The organism is Paenibacillus sp. GL_099_B, assembly GCF_057835695.1.
Map to the genome: position 1 here is coordinate 2,402,583 of NZ_CM174430.1, position 21,318 is coordinate 2,423,900.

General features: G+C 48.2%; 17 protein-coding genes. 11 read left to right on the forward strand and 6 right to left on the reverse strand.

The window, feature by feature from the left end; all coding sequences use genetic code 11:
* Window positions 1-6 precede the first annotated feature (6 nt).
* The 5 genes from AC3ITG_RS11220 (at window position 7) to AC3ITG_RS11240 (ending at window position 6,278) form a co-directional block, all read left to right on the forward strand.
* On the forward strand, window positions 7-444 hold the full coding sequence (locus AC3ITG_RS11220) for a GNAT family N-acetyltransferase (RefSeq protein WP_489253755.1): 438 nt from the start codon (window positions 7-9) through the stop codon (window positions 442-444).
* Between the two features lie 213 nt (window positions 445-657).
* Complete coding sequence (locus AC3ITG_RS11225) at window positions 658-1,116, forward strand: MarR family winged helix-turn-helix transcriptional regulator (RefSeq protein ID WP_063564696.1); 459 nt, start codon at window positions 658-660, stop codon at window positions 1,114-1,116.
* Entirely contained in the window at window positions 1,113-4,280 is a 3,168-nt protein-coding gene (locus AC3ITG_RS11230; RefSeq protein WP_489253756.1) for an MMPL family transporter, read from the forward strand. The genes AC3ITG_RS11225 and AC3ITG_RS11230 overlap by 4 nt, the downstream gene beginning before the upstream one ends.
* A 194-nt stretch (window positions 4,281-4,474) precedes the next feature.
* Window positions 4,475-5,101 carry a GDSL-type esterase/lipase family protein gene (locus AC3ITG_RS11235; protein ID WP_113052683.1) on the forward strand — a complete coding sequence of 209 codons (627 nt, stop codon included), beginning with the start codon at window positions 4,475-4,477 and terminating at the stop codon, window positions 5,099-5,101.
* Window positions 5,102-5,222: 121 nt separating this feature from the next.
* Complete coding sequence (locus AC3ITG_RS11240; protein WP_489253757.1) at window positions 5,223-6,278, forward strand: phosphotransferase; 1,056 nt, start codon at window positions 5,223-5,225, stop codon at window positions 6,276-6,278.
* 169 nt (window positions 6,279-6,447) lie between these two features.
* Here AC3ITG_RS11240 and AC3ITG_RS11245 read toward each other — a convergent pair whose 3' ends face one another.
* From AC3ITG_RS11245 to AC3ITG_RS11255, 3 genes are all read right to left on the reverse strand, one after another.
* Window positions 6,448-7,125 (reverse strand): tetratricopeptide repeat protein, encoded by a 678-nt coding sequence (locus tag AC3ITG_RS11245; protein ID WP_413377368.1) that lies wholly within the window; start codon window positions 7,123-7,125, stop codon window positions 6,448-6,450.
* A 17-nt stretch (window positions 7,126-7,142) separates the two neighbouring features.
* Window positions 7,143-9,131: a GTP-binding protein gene (locus AC3ITG_RS11250; RefSeq protein ID WP_489253758.1), complete on the reverse strand. Its 1,989-nt coding sequence runs from the start codon at window positions 9,129-9,131 to the stop codon at window positions 7,143-7,145.
* A 136-nt stretch (window positions 9,132-9,267) separates the two neighbouring features.
* Window positions 9,268-10,149, reverse strand: a complete 882-nt coding sequence (locus tag AC3ITG_RS11255) for a helix-turn-helix domain-containing protein (protein ID WP_489253759.1) — start codon at window positions 10,147-10,149, stop codon at window positions 9,268-9,270.
* Window positions 10,150-10,351: 202 nt separating this feature from the next.
* Here AC3ITG_RS11255 and AC3ITG_RS11260 point away from each other — a divergent pair, with 202 nt between their 5' ends.
* On the forward strand, window positions 10,352-11,866 hold the full coding sequence (locus AC3ITG_RS11260; RefSeq protein ID WP_489253760.1) for a tagaturonate reductase: 1,515 nt from the start codon (window positions 10,352-10,354) through the stop codon (window positions 11,864-11,866).
* On the forward strand, window positions 11,866-13,380 hold the full coding sequence (locus tag AC3ITG_RS11265) for a UxaA family hydrolase (protein WP_489253761.1): 1,515 nt from the start codon (window positions 11,866-11,868) through the stop codon (window positions 13,378-13,380). Before AC3ITG_RS11260 ends, AC3ITG_RS11265 begins: the two co-directional genes overlap by 1 nt.
* A 109-nt stretch (window positions 13,381-13,489) precedes the next feature.
* Here AC3ITG_RS11265 and AC3ITG_RS11270 read toward each other — a convergent pair whose 3' ends face one another.
* From AC3ITG_RS11270 to AC3ITG_RS11280, 3 genes are all read right to left on the reverse strand, one after another.
* Window positions 13,490-14,176 carry an AlkZ-related protein gene (locus tag AC3ITG_RS11270; RefSeq protein WP_489253762.1) on the reverse strand — a complete coding sequence of 229 codons (687 nt, stop codon included), beginning with the start codon at window positions 14,174-14,176 and terminating at the stop codon, window positions 13,490-13,492.
* A gap of 19 nt (window positions 14,177-14,195) precedes the next feature.
* Complete coding sequence (locus tag AC3ITG_RS11275) at window positions 14,196-15,167, reverse strand: helix-turn-helix transcriptional regulator (protein WP_489253763.1); 972 nt, start codon at window positions 15,165-15,167, stop codon at window positions 14,196-14,198.
* A gap of 412 nt (window positions 15,168-15,579) precedes the next feature.
* On the reverse strand, window positions 15,580-17,607 hold the full coding sequence (locus AC3ITG_RS11280) for a beta-galactosidase (protein ID WP_489253764.1): 2,028 nt from the start codon (window positions 17,605-17,607) through the stop codon (window positions 15,580-15,582).
* A gap of 133 nt (window positions 17,608-17,740) precedes the next feature.
* On the opposite strand from AC3ITG_RS11280, the gene AC3ITG_RS11285 reads away from it, so the two are divergent.
* The 4 genes from AC3ITG_RS11285 (at window position 17,741) to AC3ITG_RS11300 (ending at window position 21,237) form a co-directional block, all read left to right on the forward strand.
* Entirely contained in the window at window positions 17,741-18,574 is an 834-nt protein-coding gene (locus AC3ITG_RS11285) for an AraC family transcriptional regulator (RefSeq protein ID WP_413377384.1), read from the forward strand.
* Window positions 18,575-18,774: 200 nt separating this feature from the next.
* Window positions 18,775-19,563, forward strand: a complete 789-nt coding sequence (locus AC3ITG_RS11290; protein ID WP_489253765.1) for an alpha/beta hydrolase — start codon at window positions 18,775-18,777, stop codon at window positions 19,561-19,563.
* 98 nt (window positions 19,564-19,661) lie between these two features.
* Complete coding sequence (locus AC3ITG_RS11295; protein WP_489253766.1) at window positions 19,662-20,324, forward strand: SGNH/GDSL hydrolase family protein; 663 nt, start codon at window positions 19,662-19,664, stop codon at window positions 20,322-20,324.
* Window positions 20,325-20,340: 16 nt separating this feature from the next.
* On the forward strand, window positions 20,341-21,237 hold the full coding sequence (locus tag AC3ITG_RS11300) for an SMP-30/gluconolactonase/LRE family protein (RefSeq protein WP_489253767.1): 897 nt from the start codon (window positions 20,341-20,343) through the stop codon (window positions 21,235-21,237).
* Window positions 21,238-21,318 lie beyond the last annotated feature (81 nt).

Genomic DNA, 21,318 nt, shown 5'->3' on the forward strand with positions numbered 1-21,318 from the left:
ATCAGGGTGTTAATTCAATTGAAATCACGCATACAGGAGCCGGAAGTGCAGGAGCTGTTGTCCTACTCGGTCTTTCCCGACCCGGATCACCTGAATCGTGCGTTACAACAGTATGTTAATAAGGACGAGCTGCATTTGGACGGTTATGAAGACGAAGGCCAGCTGATCGGTCTGATTGGATATGAAAGTACAGGAACGAGTGAGATCACTATTCATCACATCGCAGTCCTGCCTGAGAACCGTTTTAAAAATTATGGTCGTGGCATGATTTCACAGGTGCTGGCCAAATATAACCCCGACAGACTGATCGCAGAGACCGATGTGGAAGCGGTAGAGTTTTATCGAAATACGGGATTCGTGGTGTATAGCCTGGGTGAATTGGTTCCGGGTGTGGAGCGCTTCCGCTGTGTATTGGAGAAGGACGAGGAGCAAGACGAAGACTAGTAGATGTCTACTACTGTGTAACGTAAAGAGAGCATAATCATAACAGGATGTTGGATTTGGCGAAGCAGCTGAGTCGGACGTCCTGTTTTTTTGTCGTTTGTTTAATAAAAATAGGAAAAACGTATTGCTTTGCAATATAGTTTCATTATAGAATAGTTTCATTGAAGAATAGTTCTATGAGTGAACTATATTTCGAAGGAAGGAGAATGAAGAATGAACACACCGGATGCTAGAAGTTTGGTTAACCGCTATTTGGATGCTTCTTTCCTGGTAACCAAACGGTTTGATACCCAGATACGTGAACGCCTGGGCCAAACCATTACCACAGATCAGTTCTGTGCACTTCGTATGATTGAGGAGAAACCCTTATGTACGCCTTCTGATCTGGCAGAGCTTTTGTGTGTAGGCAAGAGCAGTATCACTGCTCTGGTCAACAAGCTGGTGGATCGGGATCTGGTCCATCGGGCCGGGGATGAGCGTGACCGCAGAGTTGTTTATTTGACCCTGACGGACAATGGACGTGAAGTATACAGGGAAACGGAACAGGAAATACAGCAGCTTCTGGAGCCGTATTTGGTCCATTTCAAACCGGAAGAGGTTCAGAATTTCATTGAATCTTTTGAGAAGCTCGCAGCTTTGCTAACGCATGAAGGAGGACAGGAGAACGAATGAGAACGATTTTGAAAGCGCGATGGTGGTTGATGGGGCTATGGGTCGTTGTGGCTGCCGTATTAATGTTCACCGCCCCTAACATGAGTGAATTGATTCGGGAAAAGGGACAGTTTTCGGTTCCTGAAGGACACTCTTCCACCCAGGCAGCGGCGATTCTGGAAGAAGCCGCAGCACAAAAGGGAGAGCAGCAGGGCAGCCAGTTGGCTCTTGTATTTTATAATCCGGATGGTTTGGGTGCCGAGGGTAAAGAAGAGGCAGAACAGGCCGTTAAGAAACTGGAGGCCGAAAAAGAGAAACTGGGCATTCTGTCCATACTGGAACCGTTCTCTCAACCAGAATTATCAGACAAAATGATCTCTGCCGATGGCAAGACGATCCTAACGTCGCTTTCCATTGATCAGGGAGATCGTACAGTCAAGGAAATGCGCGAAGATCTCAATGAAGCTTTGTCATCGGTCAATGTGGAGCATTACATAACCGGTAAAGGCTTAATTGATGAGGATACGGTGGAAAGTTCCCAAGAAGGACTCAAAAAATCGGAGTACATTACCGTAGTATTTATTTTGCTCATCCTGTTCCTTGTATTCCGTTCTTTTGTCGCTCCATTTGTTCCACTGCTTACGGTGGGGATCAGCTACATTGTTTCACAGCAGATTGTTGCGTTCCTTGTGGACGGACTAGACTTCCCTATATCGACGTTTACGCAGATCTTTATGGTGGCAGTCATGTTCGGGATCGGTACGGACTATTGCATCCTGTTGATTAGCCGGTTCAAGGAAGAATTGGCTCATCATGAAAATACGTGGGATGCCATTATTGCTACTTATCGAACTGCAGGCAAAACGGTATTCTTCTCCGCACTCGCCGTGCTGGTTGGATTCATTGCCATTGGTTTTGCACAGTTTATGTTGTATCGTTCCGCGGTAGCAGTTGCTGTTGGTATTGCCGTGATGATGCTGGCATTAGTCACGATTGTTCCATTTTTCATGGCAGTGCTGGGCAAAAGGCTGTTCTGGCCTTCCAAGGGTTCACTGGAGCATGCCGAGAGCAAGATTTATGGTGCAGCCGGTCGTTTCTCCCTAAAACGTCCATGGGCAGCCCTGCTCATCGTTGCAGCGGTATGTGTGCCATTGCTGGCAACTTACGACGGCAAATTGTCGTTTAACAGTCTTGATGAGATTGGTGAGAAATATGATTCGGTCAAAGCATTCAATATCATTTCCGACAGCTTCGGTCCTGGTGAATCCTTGCCGGGTCAGGTCGTTATCCAGAATGATGAAGCCATGGATAATGCCAAATATATGGCGCTCGCCGAAAAGATCAGCCGGGAAGTGGAGAAGGTGCCAGGGATCTCTGGTGTCCGCAGTATGACACGTCCAACCGGTGATGAGATCAAAGATTTTGAAGTGACACAACAAGTAGGCACATTGTCTGATGGTTTGGGCGAAGGTAAAACGGGTCTGGATAAAATCCGTGATGGTCTGAGCGAAGCCAGCAGTCAGTTAAGCAAAAATGAACCCCAACTTAAAGAAGCTGCGGATGGGGCTGGAGAACTGACCAAAGGTACTTCCCAATTGCAGTCTGGTATTACACAGTTGTCGGAAGGACTTCAGCAGATTGAAAAAGGTATTCGTGACGGCTCCTCGGGCGCCGGTGATCTAAAAGCAGGTCTGCAGAAAGCCAAAACGAGTGCGGATCAACTTGCACAGGCAAACAATCAGCTGCTTCAAGCCTATCGTCAGGCAGGAGCAGGTGTCGCTGCGCTGGGTGATGGTGTAGGTGAACTGCAACAACAGCTCAAAGGTGTATCTACAGCGTTGACCAGCTTGAATGATTCGTTTACAGCGCTTGAAGAGCGCTATCCTGAGTTGCTGCAAGATGCCGATTATCAGCGGGTCAAAGGAACCCTTGGTGAAACAGGTACCGGCACGGCACAGCTCGCTCAAGGTTTGGGTCAAATTCAAACCAAGCTGGGCGAAGCCGCGGCTGGAATCAATCAGGCGAACGTTGGCTTTGCGTCCGCAGCATCCGGACAGAAGGCACTTGCCGATGGTCTGGGTCAGATTGTGACGGGAATCAGTCAGTTACAATCCGGTCTCAAACAGGCCGCTGACGGTCAAGGTAAAGTGATTAGTGAAATTCCTTCAATCCAGAATGGACTTGGTCAGCTTCAGGGGGGTCAGGAGAAAATTCAGCAAGGCTTCTCGGATCTGAGTGGTCAACTGACTCAATTGACAGATGGTCTTAATCAGAGTGTAGATGGAATCGAACAGGTATCAGGTGGACTCGATTCAGCACAGGACTACCTGACACAATTGCAAAACTCTCCTGATTCCGATCTGGCAGGCTGGTATGTTCCTGAAGAAGCACTGAATAGTAAGGACTTCACGCAGGTATTCGATACGTATCTGTCCAAAGATCGGAAAACGATGACGATTGACGTTATTTTTGCCGAGAATCCATATGGAACTGAAGCGATTGATCGTGTTCCGGATATTGAAGCTGCTGTACATCGTGCCGTACAGGGTAGTGCACTTGAAAAAGCGGATATTGCAATTGGCGGGGTAACCAGTACATTTGCAGATCTGCAGGAAGTCTCCAACAACGACTACACACGCACAGTTATGCTGATGCTTGCAGGAACGTTTATCATTCTGGTCCTGCTGCTCCGTTCGGTTATTATGCCGCTGTATCTGATTGTCTCGTTGTTGCTGGCTTATTTCACATCCATGGCCCTGACTGAAGCGATCTTTGTGAATATACTTGGGTTCTCGGGTATCAGCTGGGTTACACCGTTCTTCGGCTTTGTCATGCTGATTGCACTGGGTGTGGATTACAGCATCTTCCTGATGGACCGTTTCAATGAGAACAAAGGCATGAGAGTACAGGATGCCATGCTATATGCCATGAAAAACATGGGTACGGTTATCCTGTCTGCAGCCGTCATTCTGAGTGGAACCTTTGCCGCAATGTATCCATCGGGAGTTCTTTCGATGATGCAGATTGCGACGGTTGTACTCAGCGGACTGATCTTGTATTCTCTGTTGTTCCTGCCATTCTTCGTTCCTGTAATGGTGAAAATGTTTGGCCGTGCCAACTGGTGGCCATTCCCGAACAAGGAACAGGCAGATTCCGTTGATTCGGATCGTAACATAGGTATGTAATCAAATGATATATGAACAGCCCCGCTGGATTCCCGGCGGGTTTTTTGTATGGTTTTGTGCAAACCATTGGTGAAACGAACAAATAAATGTGTATGCCTACGGACACCATCCCGCGCCTTGTCTCCGTTCCTCTCATACGATATATAGGAATTGTATATGGAGTAGTTTATAACACAGCAGAGAGGGGCGGCGGGATGGTATATCGATATGTGGCTATAGGAGATTCATTAACGGTAGGTACAGGAGCGCTGCTGGGCACCGGCTTTGTTCCTTTATATCGGAGAATGGCAGAAATGAATGTGCGTACGTTTGTATCGATGGATAATTTGGGAGTGAATGGACTTACGTCAGGGGAAATGCTGCAGATGATATCCAACAATCCAAGAGTACGGCAATCGCTGCGTGAGGCGGATATTATTACGTTGTCGATTGGTGGGAATGATCTGATCCGTACATTCAAAGCGAGCGGCGGGATCCCGAATGCAAGTAAGATGACACAGGTGCTTGGGGATACTCGCAGTAACGTGTCACAGATTATGAGGCACATCCGGCAGTTGAAAGGAAACAGTGTATATATGGTCCGTACGATTGGGTTGTACAACCCGTATCCGCAAGCGGCAGAAGCTGCATACTGGGTGCGGCAATATAATTCCTTTCTGAATGGTGCAGGATCGGGGAACTATGCCTGTGCTCAGGTCTATGACCGGTTTGAAGGGCGTGAACGTGAACTATTATTTTGGGACAGGGTTCATCCAAATGCAAAAGGCTATCGCGTGATTGCAGAACAATTGAATCGTACAGGATACTATCCATTTGCCTGATCAGCAGGCAGTGAAGCTTATAATGACTATTACCTCGAAGCTGACTAGACCGAAAGAAATACTTCCGTTAAGATGAGGACATATAGAGGTTGTATTACGTGAGATAAAGGAGTTATTTTTGGTGCACATCATCGATTCAGGTTCCCTAAACGATTCAGAACAGCAGCTCATATCCACAGTTTTATCCTCATATGGCTTCACGTCCAATTGGAAAGCTCAGCGTGGAAAGGGAGGCATGAACAACTCTACCTTCATGGTAGATGTAGACGAAGAATGTTACGTGCTGAGGCAGTATGAAACGCATAATGATCAAATGAAAATTGCTTTTGAACACGAGGTGCTGTCTGCCTTGTCACGTTCAGAGTTTGAGCTTGATGTGCCTGCGCCCGTTAGCCTTCCTGATGAGAAGCATGCAACATTTCTTGCTGTGCAGGATCGTTCCTCGGGCCGGAGCAAAATCGTGACGTTGTTCCATTATCGTGAGGGCCATAATCCCGTGTGGAATACACCCGATCAGCTGAGTGGGCTGGGCAGGGCGGCTGGCATGCTGTCTTCCGTTATGGCGCACCTTCCCATATCCCTGGCTCCCGTTTATCCGCCCTATTATCAGATTCAGGAAGCTTACCCGCTCTGTTCACCGGAGAAACTGTTACAACTGTGCATCTCACCCCTGGATACGCTGATGGCATGTGCGGATGACTTGCAGAAGCTGAAGGTTGTATTGCCAGACTTATTCAATACGCTGCGAGGCATGGAGCTTTTGCCACATCAACTGGTCCATGGGGATTTGAATGCATCCAATGTATTGGTAGACTCTCAGGATATCATATGTGCCATTTTGGATTTTGAATTTGCCACATGGGATCTGCGGATAATGGAGCTTGCTGTGCCCATGTCTGACTTTCTGACGATGGACAAGGAGCAGGCATGGATGTGGGAGGCTTTGGAGGGAATGATTCAGGGATTCAGGCAACAGGTCAACCTGGAACCAGAGGAGCTGAGCGTGATTCCAGCGCTTATTTTGCTTCGAAGTCTGGATGTGGTGATGCATTTTATCAGTCGATTGTTCGAAGGTATAGATGAGCCTGAAGTGGCTGTGCAGCAAATCAGGAAGCTGAGAGAACGGGTAGACTGGATGAAAGGTAATGAGGAACGGCTGCGTAAGCTGCTGATTTAACTCTGCAACATGTGGATGTATAACAAAAGTGCACTGATTTCTGCCTTGGGGCAAGAATCAGTGCACTTTTTATTTGGTGAAATCGTTTATCATGAATGAATGGATGGATGCGTACATTTCAAATTCACGACGTCGAATCCAATGCTCAATCTAACGTAATCAAACAGCTTTACAGTCCACGCTTGCGGAACCAGCTGCGAACAGCCCAGCGACGTTCCTGGCGCTTCTTATATTTTGGCAGGGAGCGATATACGTTAAGTGATTGCTCGTAGGCTTGCTTTGCATCAGCAGTACGTCCAAGGGAGCGGTACACCGAGCCGAGCAGATAATACGCTTCACTGGATGAGGAATGAATCTCCTGGAATTGCTGAACGTATGCCAGCGCTTTGTCCCGGTGAGTATCCTTGAATGCACCTGCAAGTGTCAGATAAGGACGTCCATATTTCACCCTTGGATTAATATCCAGTGCCTGCAAAATATGACGCTCTCCTTCTTCCGTTTGGCCCAGATGAAGCTCAGTTGTGCCCAGCTCCTCCCAGTATTCGGCTGATTGCTCGTAAGGACGTTCCAGTTCCAGCAGCAAGGCATGAGCTTCGCTATAACGTTTGCGTTCAATCAACAGACGTGCCAGATCCAGCTTGGAAGAGACTTCATTCGGACTCATGGCAAGCTGTTGCCGGAGCCGTGAGATGTTACGCATACGTTTAAGTGGCTTCATGAAGCTTGGCATCACCCCAACATAGCGACGATCCAGGAAATACAGAATAATGAGGAAAATAAGAACAGCCAAGAACGGATTGCCTACAATCCGCCACAGCAGGCCAAAGATTAGAAATTTAATCAGCACGACAAAGTCAACTCCAATTATGATGTAATCGCATTTCGAACACTTAAAATATATTTGGATTGGTCCAGCGGGTTAACTCCTCTGCGTTTCCGCGTATGGGTCACCTCCGAAGGACAATCCTGATACCCGGCAAAAGAAGTCGTGAGCACCCCGCGTCCGCTCGTCTCTGAACGCAGCTTCACAGGATAATCCATGGAGCTTGCCAGAGGCATACGTCCTTCAACGATACATCGTCCGCCTCCGATGATCGGCGCTTCAAAGGTTGCCCTCATATGTACCAGATCACTGAGCGCTTTGCCACCGTACTCCTCAGGGACGGTTAACCGAAAATTCAGAATGGGTTCCAGCAGGGTTGTACCGGTGCTTGCCAATCCGTCCATGATCCCCATCGGCGTGGCTACCACAAAATCCAGTGGATGGGTATGCCAGACATGGTGCTCTCCTTCAATTAGCGTGATGCGCAGGTCGGTAACTTCCCATCCCAACAACCCCTGAGATAGCGCTTCGGGAATGCGGCGCTCCACTTCATTCTGATAACGAAGCAGGAGATGATCCGTGCGGACGGTGGATGAGTAGACCAGACCGCTGCCACGCGGCAATGGCTCAATGCTGAATCGAAGAATGGCCCAGCAGGGCTTGGGCATCGTATACGCGATGAAGCCTTCCCCAGAAGAACGAGGAGTTTCCTTATAGATGACGGACGGCGGGTCGAATACGACATTCAGTCCGAAACGACTCATCAACAGGCTGGACAGAATCTCAAGCTGAATGGTTCCCATAACTTTAAGATGCAGTTCCCGTTCCTCAGGTAACCATTGCAAATCGAGCAGGGGATCTTCATCCGTCAGCTCTTGCAATGCTGCTACAAGGTCAGGATAACGAGCCGTGTCTTTACCATGGACCTGCACAGTCAACAAGGGAACAGCCAGCTGGGGTACAGGAGGCACACCTTCGGGGCTGCCAATAATATCACCAACATGGGTTTCGCTTAGTCCGTACAGTGCGGCGATCTGTCCGGCATGAACAGCACCGGTATCCGCCCATTTCCGACCATCCATTCGGCGAATCTGTGTCACTTTCTCTTCCAGCTTCCGAGTGGAGTTATAGATCGTATCCCGATTATGCACGCTGCCACCATACATACGAACATAGGCTGTACGGCCCATCGTTTTATCCCGTTCAATTTTGAATACAACCCCGGATACTGAAGGTTCTTGAGGCTGTGCAGGTGCAGGAAGAAATTCGATGATGGCATCCAGCAGCTCAGTTACGCCGATCCCTTTGCCAGAAGCACCATAACAAATGGGGAACACTTCTCCCTGATGCACTTGTTTGCGAAATGCTGCATCTAGCTGGTCAACAGGCAGCGTTTCACCATTAATGTAGGCTTCCATCAGATCTTCGTCGAGTTCGGCCAGTAATTCAAAAAGGCCGGGGATAGATGAAGAAGAACCCTTCACTTGCGTTTGGCTCTCATTCCATAAGGAGTCAATGCCCTCGAACACATCTTCATTGATACGAAAGGATTGGATCTCGCATACGAAGGGAGAGAGACTGGAGCGGATCTGATCGATAACCGTCTCAGCAGAGGCGCCAACCCGATCCATTTTGTTAATATAAATCAGGGTAGGAATTCCAAGCGAGCGGAGAGCATGCCAGATGGTCTCGCTTTGGGATTGAACCCCTTCCACGGCGGACACAATCAGAACGGCTCCGTCCATAACACGCAGGGATCGTTCTACCTCAGAGCTGAAATCGATATGTCCCGGCGTATCAATCAGATCGATAATCGTATCTTTCCAGATCAAAGAGGTCATAGCCGCCTGCACGGAAATGCCTCGTTCCTTTTCAATATCCAGAGAGTCTGTGGCTGTTGTTCCGTCATCTACGCGACCTGGACTACGTACGACACCGCTTTGAAATAACATATGTTCTGTTGTTGTTGTTTTCCCTGCATCGACGTGTGCGAAGATGCCGATATTTCTGCGATTCAATTCGTTTAACATGGGATGTAAGGCTCCTCTGGCAGCAGAAACGCATCGTTTCCGACATTGTAATTCAGTATTATAACATACCACACGAATAGTATGGAAGAATATGTTACACACAGACAAATCTCTACATTTCAGGATGTCGTGACAATCACGTTTGATCCTGACTCTTCATGGTTTTACGGTAAGCAGCGGGTGTGGTACCCGTCAGTTTCTTGAATTGACGATAAAAATGGGGCAGGCTCTCAAAGCCGCAGGCATCGGCAACAACGGCCATCGTCTCATCACTTCGAAGAAGGTGCTCTTTCGCCATAATGACCCGGCGGGCCAATGCATAGTCAGTTAGCGTCATGCCGGTATACCTTTTGAACGCACGGCTGAAGTGCGCCGGGGATACGGCCGCCTGCCGTGCCAGTTCCGGCAAGGAAAGGCCACTGCGCAGCTCTTCATCCATATGAGTCAGCGTAGAGGAGAGCCAGCCTGGTCCAGGAACACTTCTGGCAGGACTTGCAGGACCAACTGCCTCCAATCGCTCCAGATAAATAAGTAAGAGTTGCAACCGCAGCAGAGCGGCGTGGGCACTCAGGTGATGTTCTAACTGGAATTCTGCATGAATGTCGTCAATTAACGCGGCAACCTGGGCTTGCTCCTTGGCCTGCAGATGCCTCTTGTACACCCTGCGTTTGCGGCAGCGTTCAAATAGAGAGAGTATGGCTGACGCATTGCCTCCCGCTGTGGAGGCCAGTAATCCTGGACTGAAGAACAAAGCCGACGAAGTCACCGGATTCCCGGCATCCGGCAATGCGCGATGTACCGTGCTGCCAGGAATGATGAACAAATCGCCCTCCTGCATGTCCTCAAGACCGGTATCAATGAAAATGGTGCCCTGACCCCGGTATACATAAATAATTTCATGCCAGTCATGAAGATGATCCGGCAACTCGTTCTGGGGGGACTTGGTATCTGCATACACCAGACGAAAGGGAATCCCCGATTCCGCCTGAATGGTTGTACGAACGGGTGAACGTTCCATTCGATCTCCTTTCGAAACAGTGGCTACAAAAAAAGAGAATACACCTGATCATGAAAGAGTACATTTACCGCAATATAAGCAATTAAATTTCCTTTTATTGATGATACAATGGATTTAAAGCGTTTTCAATGGAAGTGTAAGCGGCTGTGTGTCGTGCAGCGGGCATCTGATGTTGACAAATAAAACGATGAGGTGAGTGTTCATGTCGGCGAGCACGAAAAGACCAAGGCTAAAGCTGAATCTGCTCGGAAGTGATAGCCAGCGCAAGTGCAAAGAAGTGATGGAACGTCCCGTAAAGGTACTACAGATTGGGGAAGGCAACTTTTTGCGTGGGTTTGCAGACTGGATGCTTCATGAGAGTGCCAGACAAGGCAAATTCCATGGCAGTGTTGCGGTGACCCAACCTCGGCCTGGGGGAAAGGCGAAGCTGGAACAAATTCGTGATCAGGATGGATTGTACACGATGATTACCCGGGGGCTATCACAGGGAAAAGCAGTGGAACGTACGGAAATGATCTCGATTTTTTCACAGTGTATTAATCCATACGAAGAATGGCAGGATTTTCTGAAGCTAGCGGAATTGCCTTCCCTGGAGTTTGTCATCTCCAATACAACTGAATCGGGATTGAAATATACGTATTCAGAGTACACGCAGGGTGAACCGGTACAATCATTTCCGGGTAAACTGACGGTCTTTTTGCATCAACGTTATCTGCGCTTTGATGGGGATCCATCCCGAGGATTGATTCACCTGCCGTGTGAGTTGCTTGAGGGCAACGGGGATGTACTGCGCAGTTGTGTGCTGCGGCATAGTGAAGATTTCGGTTATTCTGAAGGCTTCCGTTCATGGGTTGAGAACCATAATTTGTTCCTGAACAATCTGGTTGACCGGATTGTCACGGGTGCACCGACTACGGAAGAAGCCGATTCCCTGACCAATCGCTGGGGATACGAGGATCTACTGGTCAATACGGCAGAGCCGTATCATTTCTGGGCCATTCAGGCAGATGAAGCACTGGACAAGAAACTCCCCCTAAAACAGGCGGGACTCAACGTACATTGGGTGAAGGATTTGAAACCTTTTCAACTGCGCAAAGTTCGTATTCTGAATGGTGCTCATACCCTCATGTCTTCGCTCGGCATTCTGCAAGGCAAGGAACATGTAAGAGAGACGATGGAAGACCCGCAGTTTGGCTCATGGGTCAGAGAAGCGGTACATCAGGAGATCGTACCTGCACTGGATATGCCGGATCATAATCTGGATCAGTACGCAGCTGAAGTGTTTGAACGTTTCCTCAATCCGTATATTAATCACAAGCTGCAGGATATTGCATTAAATACAGTAGGAAAGTTCAAGGTCCGTGTGCTGCCTACACTTTTGGCCTATGAGCAAAATCAGGGGAGCTGGCCTGCACGGCTCGTAAAGGGATTTGCGGGACTATTGTGTCTATATCGTCCAGTGGCTACGCCAGATGGTTATATGGCACAGCGTCTGAACGGTGAGTCCGTCCTGCTTCGGGATGATGTGGATGTATTGGCTGCACTCGCCAAGCATTGGGATAGTTATGATCCTCTGAAGAGGGATAAGCAGCAATTAGAGCAGAGTGTAGCTGCTGTATTGTCTGATGTATCGATCTGGGGGGAGAATCTGGATGATCGAGAGGGGCTTCGCGAAGCACTCGTTTACGAAATTGGTTTGCTGGAAGGTGAGAGTTAATGAACACAACACGTACAGTCAATGACTGGATTGCGATTCAACCGCAGGACGATGTCATTATAGCCCTTCGGGATTATGTAAAAGGGGAAAGCATTACCCTGCCAGACAGCAGCGCTTTTACATTAAGGGATGACGTACCCAAAGGCCATAAAATTGCTGTGCGTACCCTCGCACCGGGCGAGGATGTGATGAAATATGGTTTTTCCATTGGGATAGCCAAAGAACAGATTGAGCAGGGGAGCTGGGTTCACAGTCACAATCTAAAAACAGGACTTCACGGATTACTTGAATATCAGTATCAGCCAGGACCACCTGTTCAGACGGACATGCCTCCGGAACATCTGCGTTCATTTGATGGGTATCTGCGCCCTAACGGTGAAGCAGGTATCCGTAATGAAATCTGGATTGTAAATACGGTCGGCTGCATTAATAAAGTATGTGAGGCTTTGGCTCGGATGGGCCAGTCGCAGTTCGGCAGCAGGGTGGATGGTGTTTATCATTTCCCACACCCGTTCGGCTGCTCGCAGCTGGGAGATGACCTGAAATATACGCAGCAGGTATTGGCTTCCCTGGTGGAACACCCGAATGCTGGCGGCGTGCTGGTCATTGGTCTGGGTTGCGAAAATAATCAGGTAGACCAGTTCCGCGAATGTATCGCACCGGAATATCAGGGAAAAGTCCGTTTTCTCAAAGCGCAGGAAACAGATGACGAACTTGAGGAAGGACTGCGTCTGATGGAAGAGCTCGTGGAGCTCGTCGAACATGAACAGCGTCAGCCGCTACCTTTGAGCAAGCTCAAAATTGGATTGAAGTGCGGCGGTTCGGACGGTCTGTCCGGAATTACGGCGAACCCGCTCGTTGGCTCCGTTGCGGATATGCTGGTTGCTGCTGGAGGTACGGCCATATTGACCGAAGTTCCCGAGATGTTTGGTGCAGAGACCATTCTGATGAATCGGGCGGCCAATGAGCAGGTATTTGATGATTTGGTAGACTTGGTGAACGGTTTCAAGCAATACTTTGTGAACCATGGTCAGAATATATATGAAAATCCTTCACCAGGGAACAAAGCAGGCGGGATTACCACGCTGGAAGAAAAATCTTTGGGATGTACGCAAAAGGGAGGACGTTCTTCCGTAGTTGATGTGCTTCGTTATGGCAAACGTGTCACTCAAACCGGCCTGAACATTGTGGAAGCTCCGGGGAATGATCTCGTGTCTGTTACGGCACTGTCTGCTGCGGGTGCGCACATTGTTCTTTTCACGACAGGTCGCGGAACGCCTTTTGGAGGCCCGGTACCTACCGTCAAAATTGCAACCCAATCTGACCTCGCAAATCGGAAAAAGCACTGGATCGATTTTAACGCAGGTCAACTGCTGGAAGGAAAGACGATGGAAGACGTGAAAGTAGAGCTGTTCAGCCAACTGATCGATATTGCTTCAGGACGGGCGCATACGCTCAGCGAGCAGCATGGATTTCGGGAAATTGCAATATTCAAGGATGGAGTCATCCTGTAATGGTATTCGTTCGTTGCTTTATATCAGTTGCATGTATGATAAACGTATATACAGCAAATCCCGGTAGCCCTTTTCGGCTTCCGGGATTTGTCGTTTACAAGTATTTCAATCAATGTATCGCAAAGGATTTTTTGATTTTGGTGAGTGCGGCAGCAGAAGTATGTTTCTCCAATTGTTGTACCAGGAGTTCGCTCGCATCTGCAACGCTGCCCTCAAACGGCTTAATAGCTTGACGCTTCATCCAGCAGCCTGAGGTCTCATAAGCAGAGCTGTTCCAAGCAACTTTGCCTTCAGCGAGGCCTTCTTTTTCTTTGGTGCCGCAGATGACAATAGCGCTAATGCCTTGAAGGTCCAGCAGCCCCTGGTCAAATGCTTTTTTGTCCTCTTTGGCCCCAAAACCTGCCTGTGAACGCAACGTACGTCCATCAATCCCCTCATGCTTCTCGATTATCTCATACAGTTTGAATGCTTCTCGAGAGAGCAAACCCGCGTCATATTGTTCTTTCATGACTCTGGAGTCCGCTAGCAGACGGTGCACCCATGGGAAATATTCGCGTGAGACAAGAATGGCTTTATTTTTGAGAAATTTGCCATAGGCAGCGATCTCTTCCTCAGCCAGACGTGAACGCCACAACCAGGGATCAAACTCGTTATCCTTGTGCCAGTTTTCTTTAGGCGTTATGGAGGACAGTGAAGGGTATTCAGGAAATAAAGGGGCGAGTGGGAGCAGTCCCACAGCCTCTATTCGCTGCACAGCTTCTTCGTAAGTTACGATCGATTCATGCTCATTTATCATGATTTTGGCAAGCTCCTTTTTAGCGTGTGCTACAACGATTATTGTTGGAAGTAAGATACATCTGGTATACTTCCTCGGCATGTTTGCGAATCTCGCAGCGAAGGTTCTCGGGTTCAAGTACTTCTGCTTCACTTCCAAGTCGATAAAAAAATCGTACGGCCCAGGCCCACTCACCGGGAGGGCAGAGAAAGGACAGTTCCCATACATCCGGAGCAATCTCGGTCATCCGTTCTCCAATATGCTTGTCCTGTTCTGCCTCGATCATTCCGCTGTAACTCAGACGTGCGGTAACACGTGTCGGAGAAGGTTCGGGAGATTTCGGTTTGCTGCGCTGTCGCTTTGCCTGTTCTGCCAGCTGTTGTGATTCAAGTAGCTCAACTGGCGTAACGTCCAGAATACGGTCTGCCCTGAACAGGCGCTGTTCACCATGCTCCTCCGAATACGCTTCACAATACCAGAAACCGGCTGAAGCATAGATTCGAATGGGGCAGATCGTTAGCCAGCGTTGAAGGGAAGCAGAGCGGTATAACATACGCAGCCACCCTTGCTCCGGGATACAAGCCAGAAGCGGTTCCAGATGATGAAGGATGTAGTTTCGCTCGGGAACATCATGCTGCAGTTGTTTGAGCATGGGATCCATCCTTGCTTTGACATCATCCGGAATAATGCTTTTGATTTTGTCCATTAATGTCCAGCGTTTCTCTTGAAAAGGGGTATCTGCATAATGGCTTAGGCCTTCGAGAGCAAAGATGAGAGTAGCTGCTTCAACCGGGTCTAATTGCAGTGGGGGCAGTACATACCCCTCCATAAGTCTGAAGCCGCCTCCGGGACCGGAGATAGCAATGATCGGGACATTCATCTCTGAGAGAGATTGGATATCCCGCAGGATGGTACGGCGGGAAACTTCAAACTTTTCTGCAAGTGAATGTGCCGTTTCGTGACCGTGCTGCAATGCCATAACGATGGCGGCAAGCCGATTTGTTCTATTCATGTCAGCCACTCCGTTTCGAGGGTTGCGCCGCCGGAAAGGATGCTGGAGTGTTCCTCCCATTGTAGCAGTGTATAAGTGACATCATGATTGTCACCAATATTTCGCACGTTATATTATTTATTCTATACAGTGCAGCGACTACTTTCGGAGGGCCGCTTCCTTTTCCCGGCGGTGCGTCGTTAAATTGTGTGTCTCGTCCAATTCGCTTCGCTTCTCGGTATTTCCTTCTAACCGATAGCCTCACAAATAATGACAAAAACCCGTATCCGGTCTAAACGGATACGGGAAGTAGCAGATTGAAACAAGTTCAATCATATAATACTTTAAATTTTAACAATTGACACCCTTTTAAGCTGCAAATATAGATCAATGCGATTTCCATGTAACATGTTGTATCATCAATTTTCGAATATTATTTCATTTCAAGCAGTTGCACACCGCGTCCTTCAATCTCGATCGTACCTGAAAGGGACCGATCTGTGAGCAAATCATTAGCCTCAGCTTTGCCCAAATCATAGGATTGAGCGGTAGCATTGTGATTCATGACAAACAGGTACTGTTGTCCATCCTTGGTACGAGCAGTCACTTCAACACCTTCCGGAGTATCTAGAAGAGAATCAATATTTTTGGTTGCAGCCAGTTGTCCCAGCAAGCCGTCCAGGAATCGATCTTCCGGATCGGAAGCTACATACCAGGCTTCACCTTGACCAAACGTGTTTCGGGTTACCACAGGCATGCCTTTGTAGAAGTCGTCTCCATACTCGGCAATGATTTCTGCACCTTCACTGTGCAGCAAGTCACACAACATGCCGCAACCATATTCTCCTTGAAGATCGCCATAAGCCTCTTTCATGACAATACTGTTTCTTTGCTCAGGCAGCAGTGCATCAATTTCTTCGACCCAGATACCGAGCAGTTTGCGAAGTTCGCCAGGATAACCCCCGGTTGTTACGATATCACTCTCATTGACGATACCACTGAAGAAGGTTGTCAGGAATGTACCACCTGCTTCAACGAACTTCTCCAGTTTGGCCGCAAAGCCTGGTTTAACCATATAGAGTACCGGAGCGAGCACGATGTCGTATTTGCTGATATCGGTATCCACACTAACGATGTCCACCTGAATGTTGCGGCGGAAGAAGGCAGCGTAGTATTTGTGAATTTGATCTACATAGTTCAGTGCAACGGTAGGTCCGCTGGATTTCTCGATCGCCCACCAGTTGTCCCAGTCAAACACAATTGCCACTTTGGCTTCAACAGTAGCATCCAGCGTTTTATCGCCCAGCAGCTGTAATTCCTTGCCCAGCTCCGCGACTTCACGGAATACACGGGTATTCTCATGACCTACATGTTCAATTACTGCACCGTGATACTTCTCGCAGGCGCCAATGGAACGTCGAAGCTGGAAGAACATGATGGTATCGGCGCCATGGGCAACGGACTGGTAACTCCACAGGCGCATAACGCCGGGACGTTTCAGTGAGTTATAGGGTTGCCAGTTCTGCTGGCTGGGTGTTTGCTCCATAAGCATGAACGGTTGACCATCTTTCACTCCACGCATCAGATCATGAGCCATAGCCGTGTAACTGACCGGAGTTGCGAGACCCGGGTAGCTGTCCCAAGAAACGATATCCAGATACTTAGCCCATTTGAAGTAGTCCAGCGGTTTGTAAAATCCCATTAGATTGGTTGTAACCACCGAATCCGGGATATGTTTTTTGATCGCATCATACTCCAGCCGGTAACAATCAAGTATACTGTCGGAGTTAAAGCGAGAGTAATCTAGCGAGATTCCCTGGAAGGTCGAGTTGTTGTCCCCCGAGTGTTCGCTCAGATTACTTGGAAGTACAATCTCGTCCCAATCATAGAACGTGTGTCCCCAGAAATTGGTGTTCCACGTTTTGTTGACATTATCCAATGTCTTATAGCGCTCTTTCAGCCACACGCGGAAGGCTTTCTCGCAGTTTTCACAATAACAGTCGTCGCTGTACTCGTTGGAAACATGCCATACAAGAACAGCTGGATGATCTTTGTAATGTTCCGCCAGTTTTTCTGCAATCTTCTCAGAATATTTGCGATATGTTGGACTGTTCGGACAGGAGTTGTGGCGTCCGCCGAATTTACGCTTACGCCCATTAGTATCTACACGGAGCACATCCGGATATCTCTTCGCCATCCATGCAGGATGGGCAGCAGTGCTCGTTGCGAGGCAAGTATAGACACCGCTTTCATAAAGTTTATTAATATATTGGTCAAGACCTTCAAAATTATAAGTCACTTCATCAGGCTGAATCAGTGCCCATGAAAATACGTTGATGGTGGCAATATCAATACCTGCCAGTTTGAACATGCGCAGGTCTTCAATATGGGTTTCGTGATCCCACTGTTCAGGGTTGTAGTCACCGCCATAGAACATTTTGGGTAATTTGCTGCTAATCAATGTGTTCACCTCTTGTATAAGAATAATTTTATATTATATGATTCATATGACTTTTAAAATATAAGAAAAGTAATGATGAGTATAAGAATACGGAAATATATTATTAAACTTTATGCCCAAAGGAGAGCATGCTATGCTTGTTTCACCTCACTATCAGCGCTATTTTATGACCCCACGGGATCAGCCGCTTCCGCTCTACATCGAAAGTATAGGGTATAACGGCAATCAGGAGAATGTGTACAGACCTGCCGGATATCCTTGTTATCACTGGCTTCAGACGGTGAAGGGAACGGGAGAGTTCAGATTTGCAGGTTCAACTGTACTGCTGGGAGAGACATCCGGCATTTTGCTGCCGCCGAATGAGCCGCACGAGTATGTACGCTCGCAAGGAGAATGGGAGACACTTTACATTACATTTGGAGGCTCTCAGTGCCCGGCCATTACGGAGTCACTTGGTTTGGGGGAGGCAGCCCTTCACCAGTGGGACTCAGAGAGCCCGCTTGAATATTATGGCAGGGAAGTGCTGGGTTCCATCAGCAGTGACCAGGATTTATCCGGCTTGGAAGCGTCAGCGGACATGTACCGATTTCTGATTTTGCTCAAAAAACATGGCATGACAGGCAGTCGTTCTTCGATTTCCCATGCCGTGGAACGGCTGGCTCCTTTAATTTCATTTATGAATGAACACTATGCCGATCCCGAAATCGGTCTTGAACAGATGGCCGCCATACCAGGCATTACGCCTAGGCACCTGAATACCCTTTTCAAACAATCCTTTGGCATGACCGCCTATAGTTATTTCATTCTCCTCCGTATTCGCAAATCGAAAGAATGGATGACAGGGGACAGCAAACTAACCGTCAAGGAAACGGCAGCGAAGGTTGGTTTTCGGGATGCGAGTCATTTTGTGGCTACATTTCGGCGGATTGAGGGCGTAACTCCGGAGCAGTATCGAACGTTATATTAATCATTCTGAGGTATAAATGTGCTATAAAACACTGTTCAAGCATGATGATTCCGTGTAACCTGTTACAAATTGAACAAAAAGTGATGCCAGGAAGGTATTGATGCGCAAGGGTGCTACCCGTTATGATGATATCGATTCCTTAGATTGGAAAAAGACTATACGGATCAACGTATCCGTTCAACTTAGAGAGGATGATAGAAGTGACATCAACTGTACCATTGTGGGACCATGCAGCACCTTATGCGGCTAAGGGTCATGAGGATGAAATGCCCCATCTGATTCCATTTATTCAGCCCGGTTCCGAGAGCGCTGTCATTATATGTCCGGGTGGGGGCTATGGATTTTTGGCCGATCATGAAGGAGCTCCAATCGCTGAATTGCTGAACCGTGCGGGAATTAGCGCATTTGTGTTGAAGTACCGTGTGGCGCCTCACCAGCATCCGGCACCCATGGCAGATGGTCAGCGTGCGATCCGTTATGTACGGGCTCATGCCGAGCAATTTGGCATTCAGCCTTCCAAGATTGGCGTGCTTGGTTTCTCGGCGGGCGGTCATCTTACAGCCACGTTGGGAACCTTGTATGACGAGGGTCAACCAGATCACGAAGACCCTATTGAAAGGGAGAGTTCACGCCCGGATCGGGTTATTCTTTGTTATCCGGTAATTACGATGGAGTCCTACGGACATGCCGGTTCTCGTGAAAATCTGCTTGGGTCAGATGTGTCTGCTGAACAGATCAAGGCTTTCAGTGCAGAGCAGCAGGTGAAAGGCGACGCTCCTGAAGCATTCATCTGGCATACGAGTGATGATCAGGCGGTCCCTGTAGAAAACAGTTTGCGTTACGCGCTTGCCCTGGGTGCACACGGCATTCCTTATGACTTGCATGTATTTGAAAAAGGTTCACATGGTCTGGGATTGGCAGAAGATGACCATGCCGTTCGGGCTTGGTCTGATCTGTGCCTGACCTGGCTTAAGAATCAAGGGTGGTAATGCGGCACCTGGCTGATCTATGTCTTTCCTGAATATGAAAAATGAACACGAGTGATCTCACATATTTTAACGCTTATGAGAGCGAAGGAGAAACGACAATGAAATTGCAAAAGAATGATAAGCTGCTTTTTATCGGAGATTCAATCACTGATTGTGGCCGTAAACATCCTGTTGGTGAAGGTAGTTCTGGACTGGGGCATGGCTATGTGGCGCAAGTGTATGCCTTGCTGCGTTCCATCTACCCGGAATTGATGTTACGGATTCAAAATGTGGGTAATAGTGGGAATACGATCCGTGATTTGAAGCAGCGCTGGGACCGTGATGTGCTTGATCTCAAACCAGATTGGCTAACCATCATGATCGGGATTAATGATGTATGGCGTCAATTTGACAATTCACTATCCACAGACTCGCAAGTTTTTCTGGAGGAATATGAATCCACACTGCGTGATCTGGTTGCTTCTGTTCGTCCTGGCTTGAAAGGACTTGTTCTGATGTCTCCTTATTATTTGGAAGCCAATCCGGAAGATCCGATGCGGGCTACGATGGATATATACGGTGAAGCTGTTCGTAGAGTAGCGGCTGAATATGATGCCATTTTCGTGGATACACAGGCCGCATTTACTCCATTCTGGGATCATTTCTATACGTCCGTGCTGACTTACGATCGGGTTCATCCCGATGCAACAGGCCATATGGTGCTTTCCAAAGCGTTCCTGGATGCCATTGGTTTCGAATGGTCAGGCGGCGTCAAATCTTAAAAAGGGACGTGATGGCATGAGCAATTTGAACATTGCAGTACATACCCCGGCACTGTTGGGCGAAGGTCCAAGCTGGGATGCTGAACACAATCGATTATTATGGGTGGATATTGAAAGCTATAAGATCCATGTATACGTTCCGGCTACAGGAGAAGATCGGACTTATGATGTTGGCGAGCATGTAGGTGCGGTTGTGCCATACCAGGATGATAAGGTTGTCGTTGCTTTGCGCAGTGGATTCCACACCTACAACTTGCTCACGGGAGTGTTACAGCCGATTGAAGATCCGGAGAAAGGCAAGGACAATAACCGTTTCAATGACGGGAAGTGTGACGCGCTTGGACGCTTCTGGGCAGGGACGATGAGCATGAACAATGAAAGCAAAGCGGGGGCATTTTATTGCCTGGAGGAAGGACAGCCTGTTCGAACGTTGTTCAGGGATGTATCTACATCCAATGGTTTGGGCTGGAGCCCGGATCAACAGAAGATGTATTACATTGATACGCCGACACGATCCATTGACCGTTTTGATTTTGATCTGGCTGCTGGAGAAATAACGAACCGGACAAGTGTAATTGCTATACCGGAGCAATTTGGCTATCCGGATGGAATGACTGTAGACAGTGAGGGAATGCTGTGGGTTGCCCACTGGGGTGGAGGAAGAGTCACTCGCTGGAATCCGCATACAGCAGAGCTGATGCAACAGATTGAGGTACCTGCAGATCAGGTGACATCCTGCTGTTTCGGAGGACCTGATTTGGAGGACTTATATATTACGACTGCGCGAATTGGTATTCAAGAAGAACGGCTGACGGAGACGCCGAATGCTGGATCTCTATTTGTAGTCAGACCGGGTGTGAAAGGGCAGAAAACCTACGCTTTTGGCGGGGGAGCACAGTCGGATGCAAAATAAATGAAGGACCGTGTTACTAGAACTTTGTTCTTCGTCTATAAAATATTTATCAATGGAGAAGGGTGCTGTTTTAAACAGCAT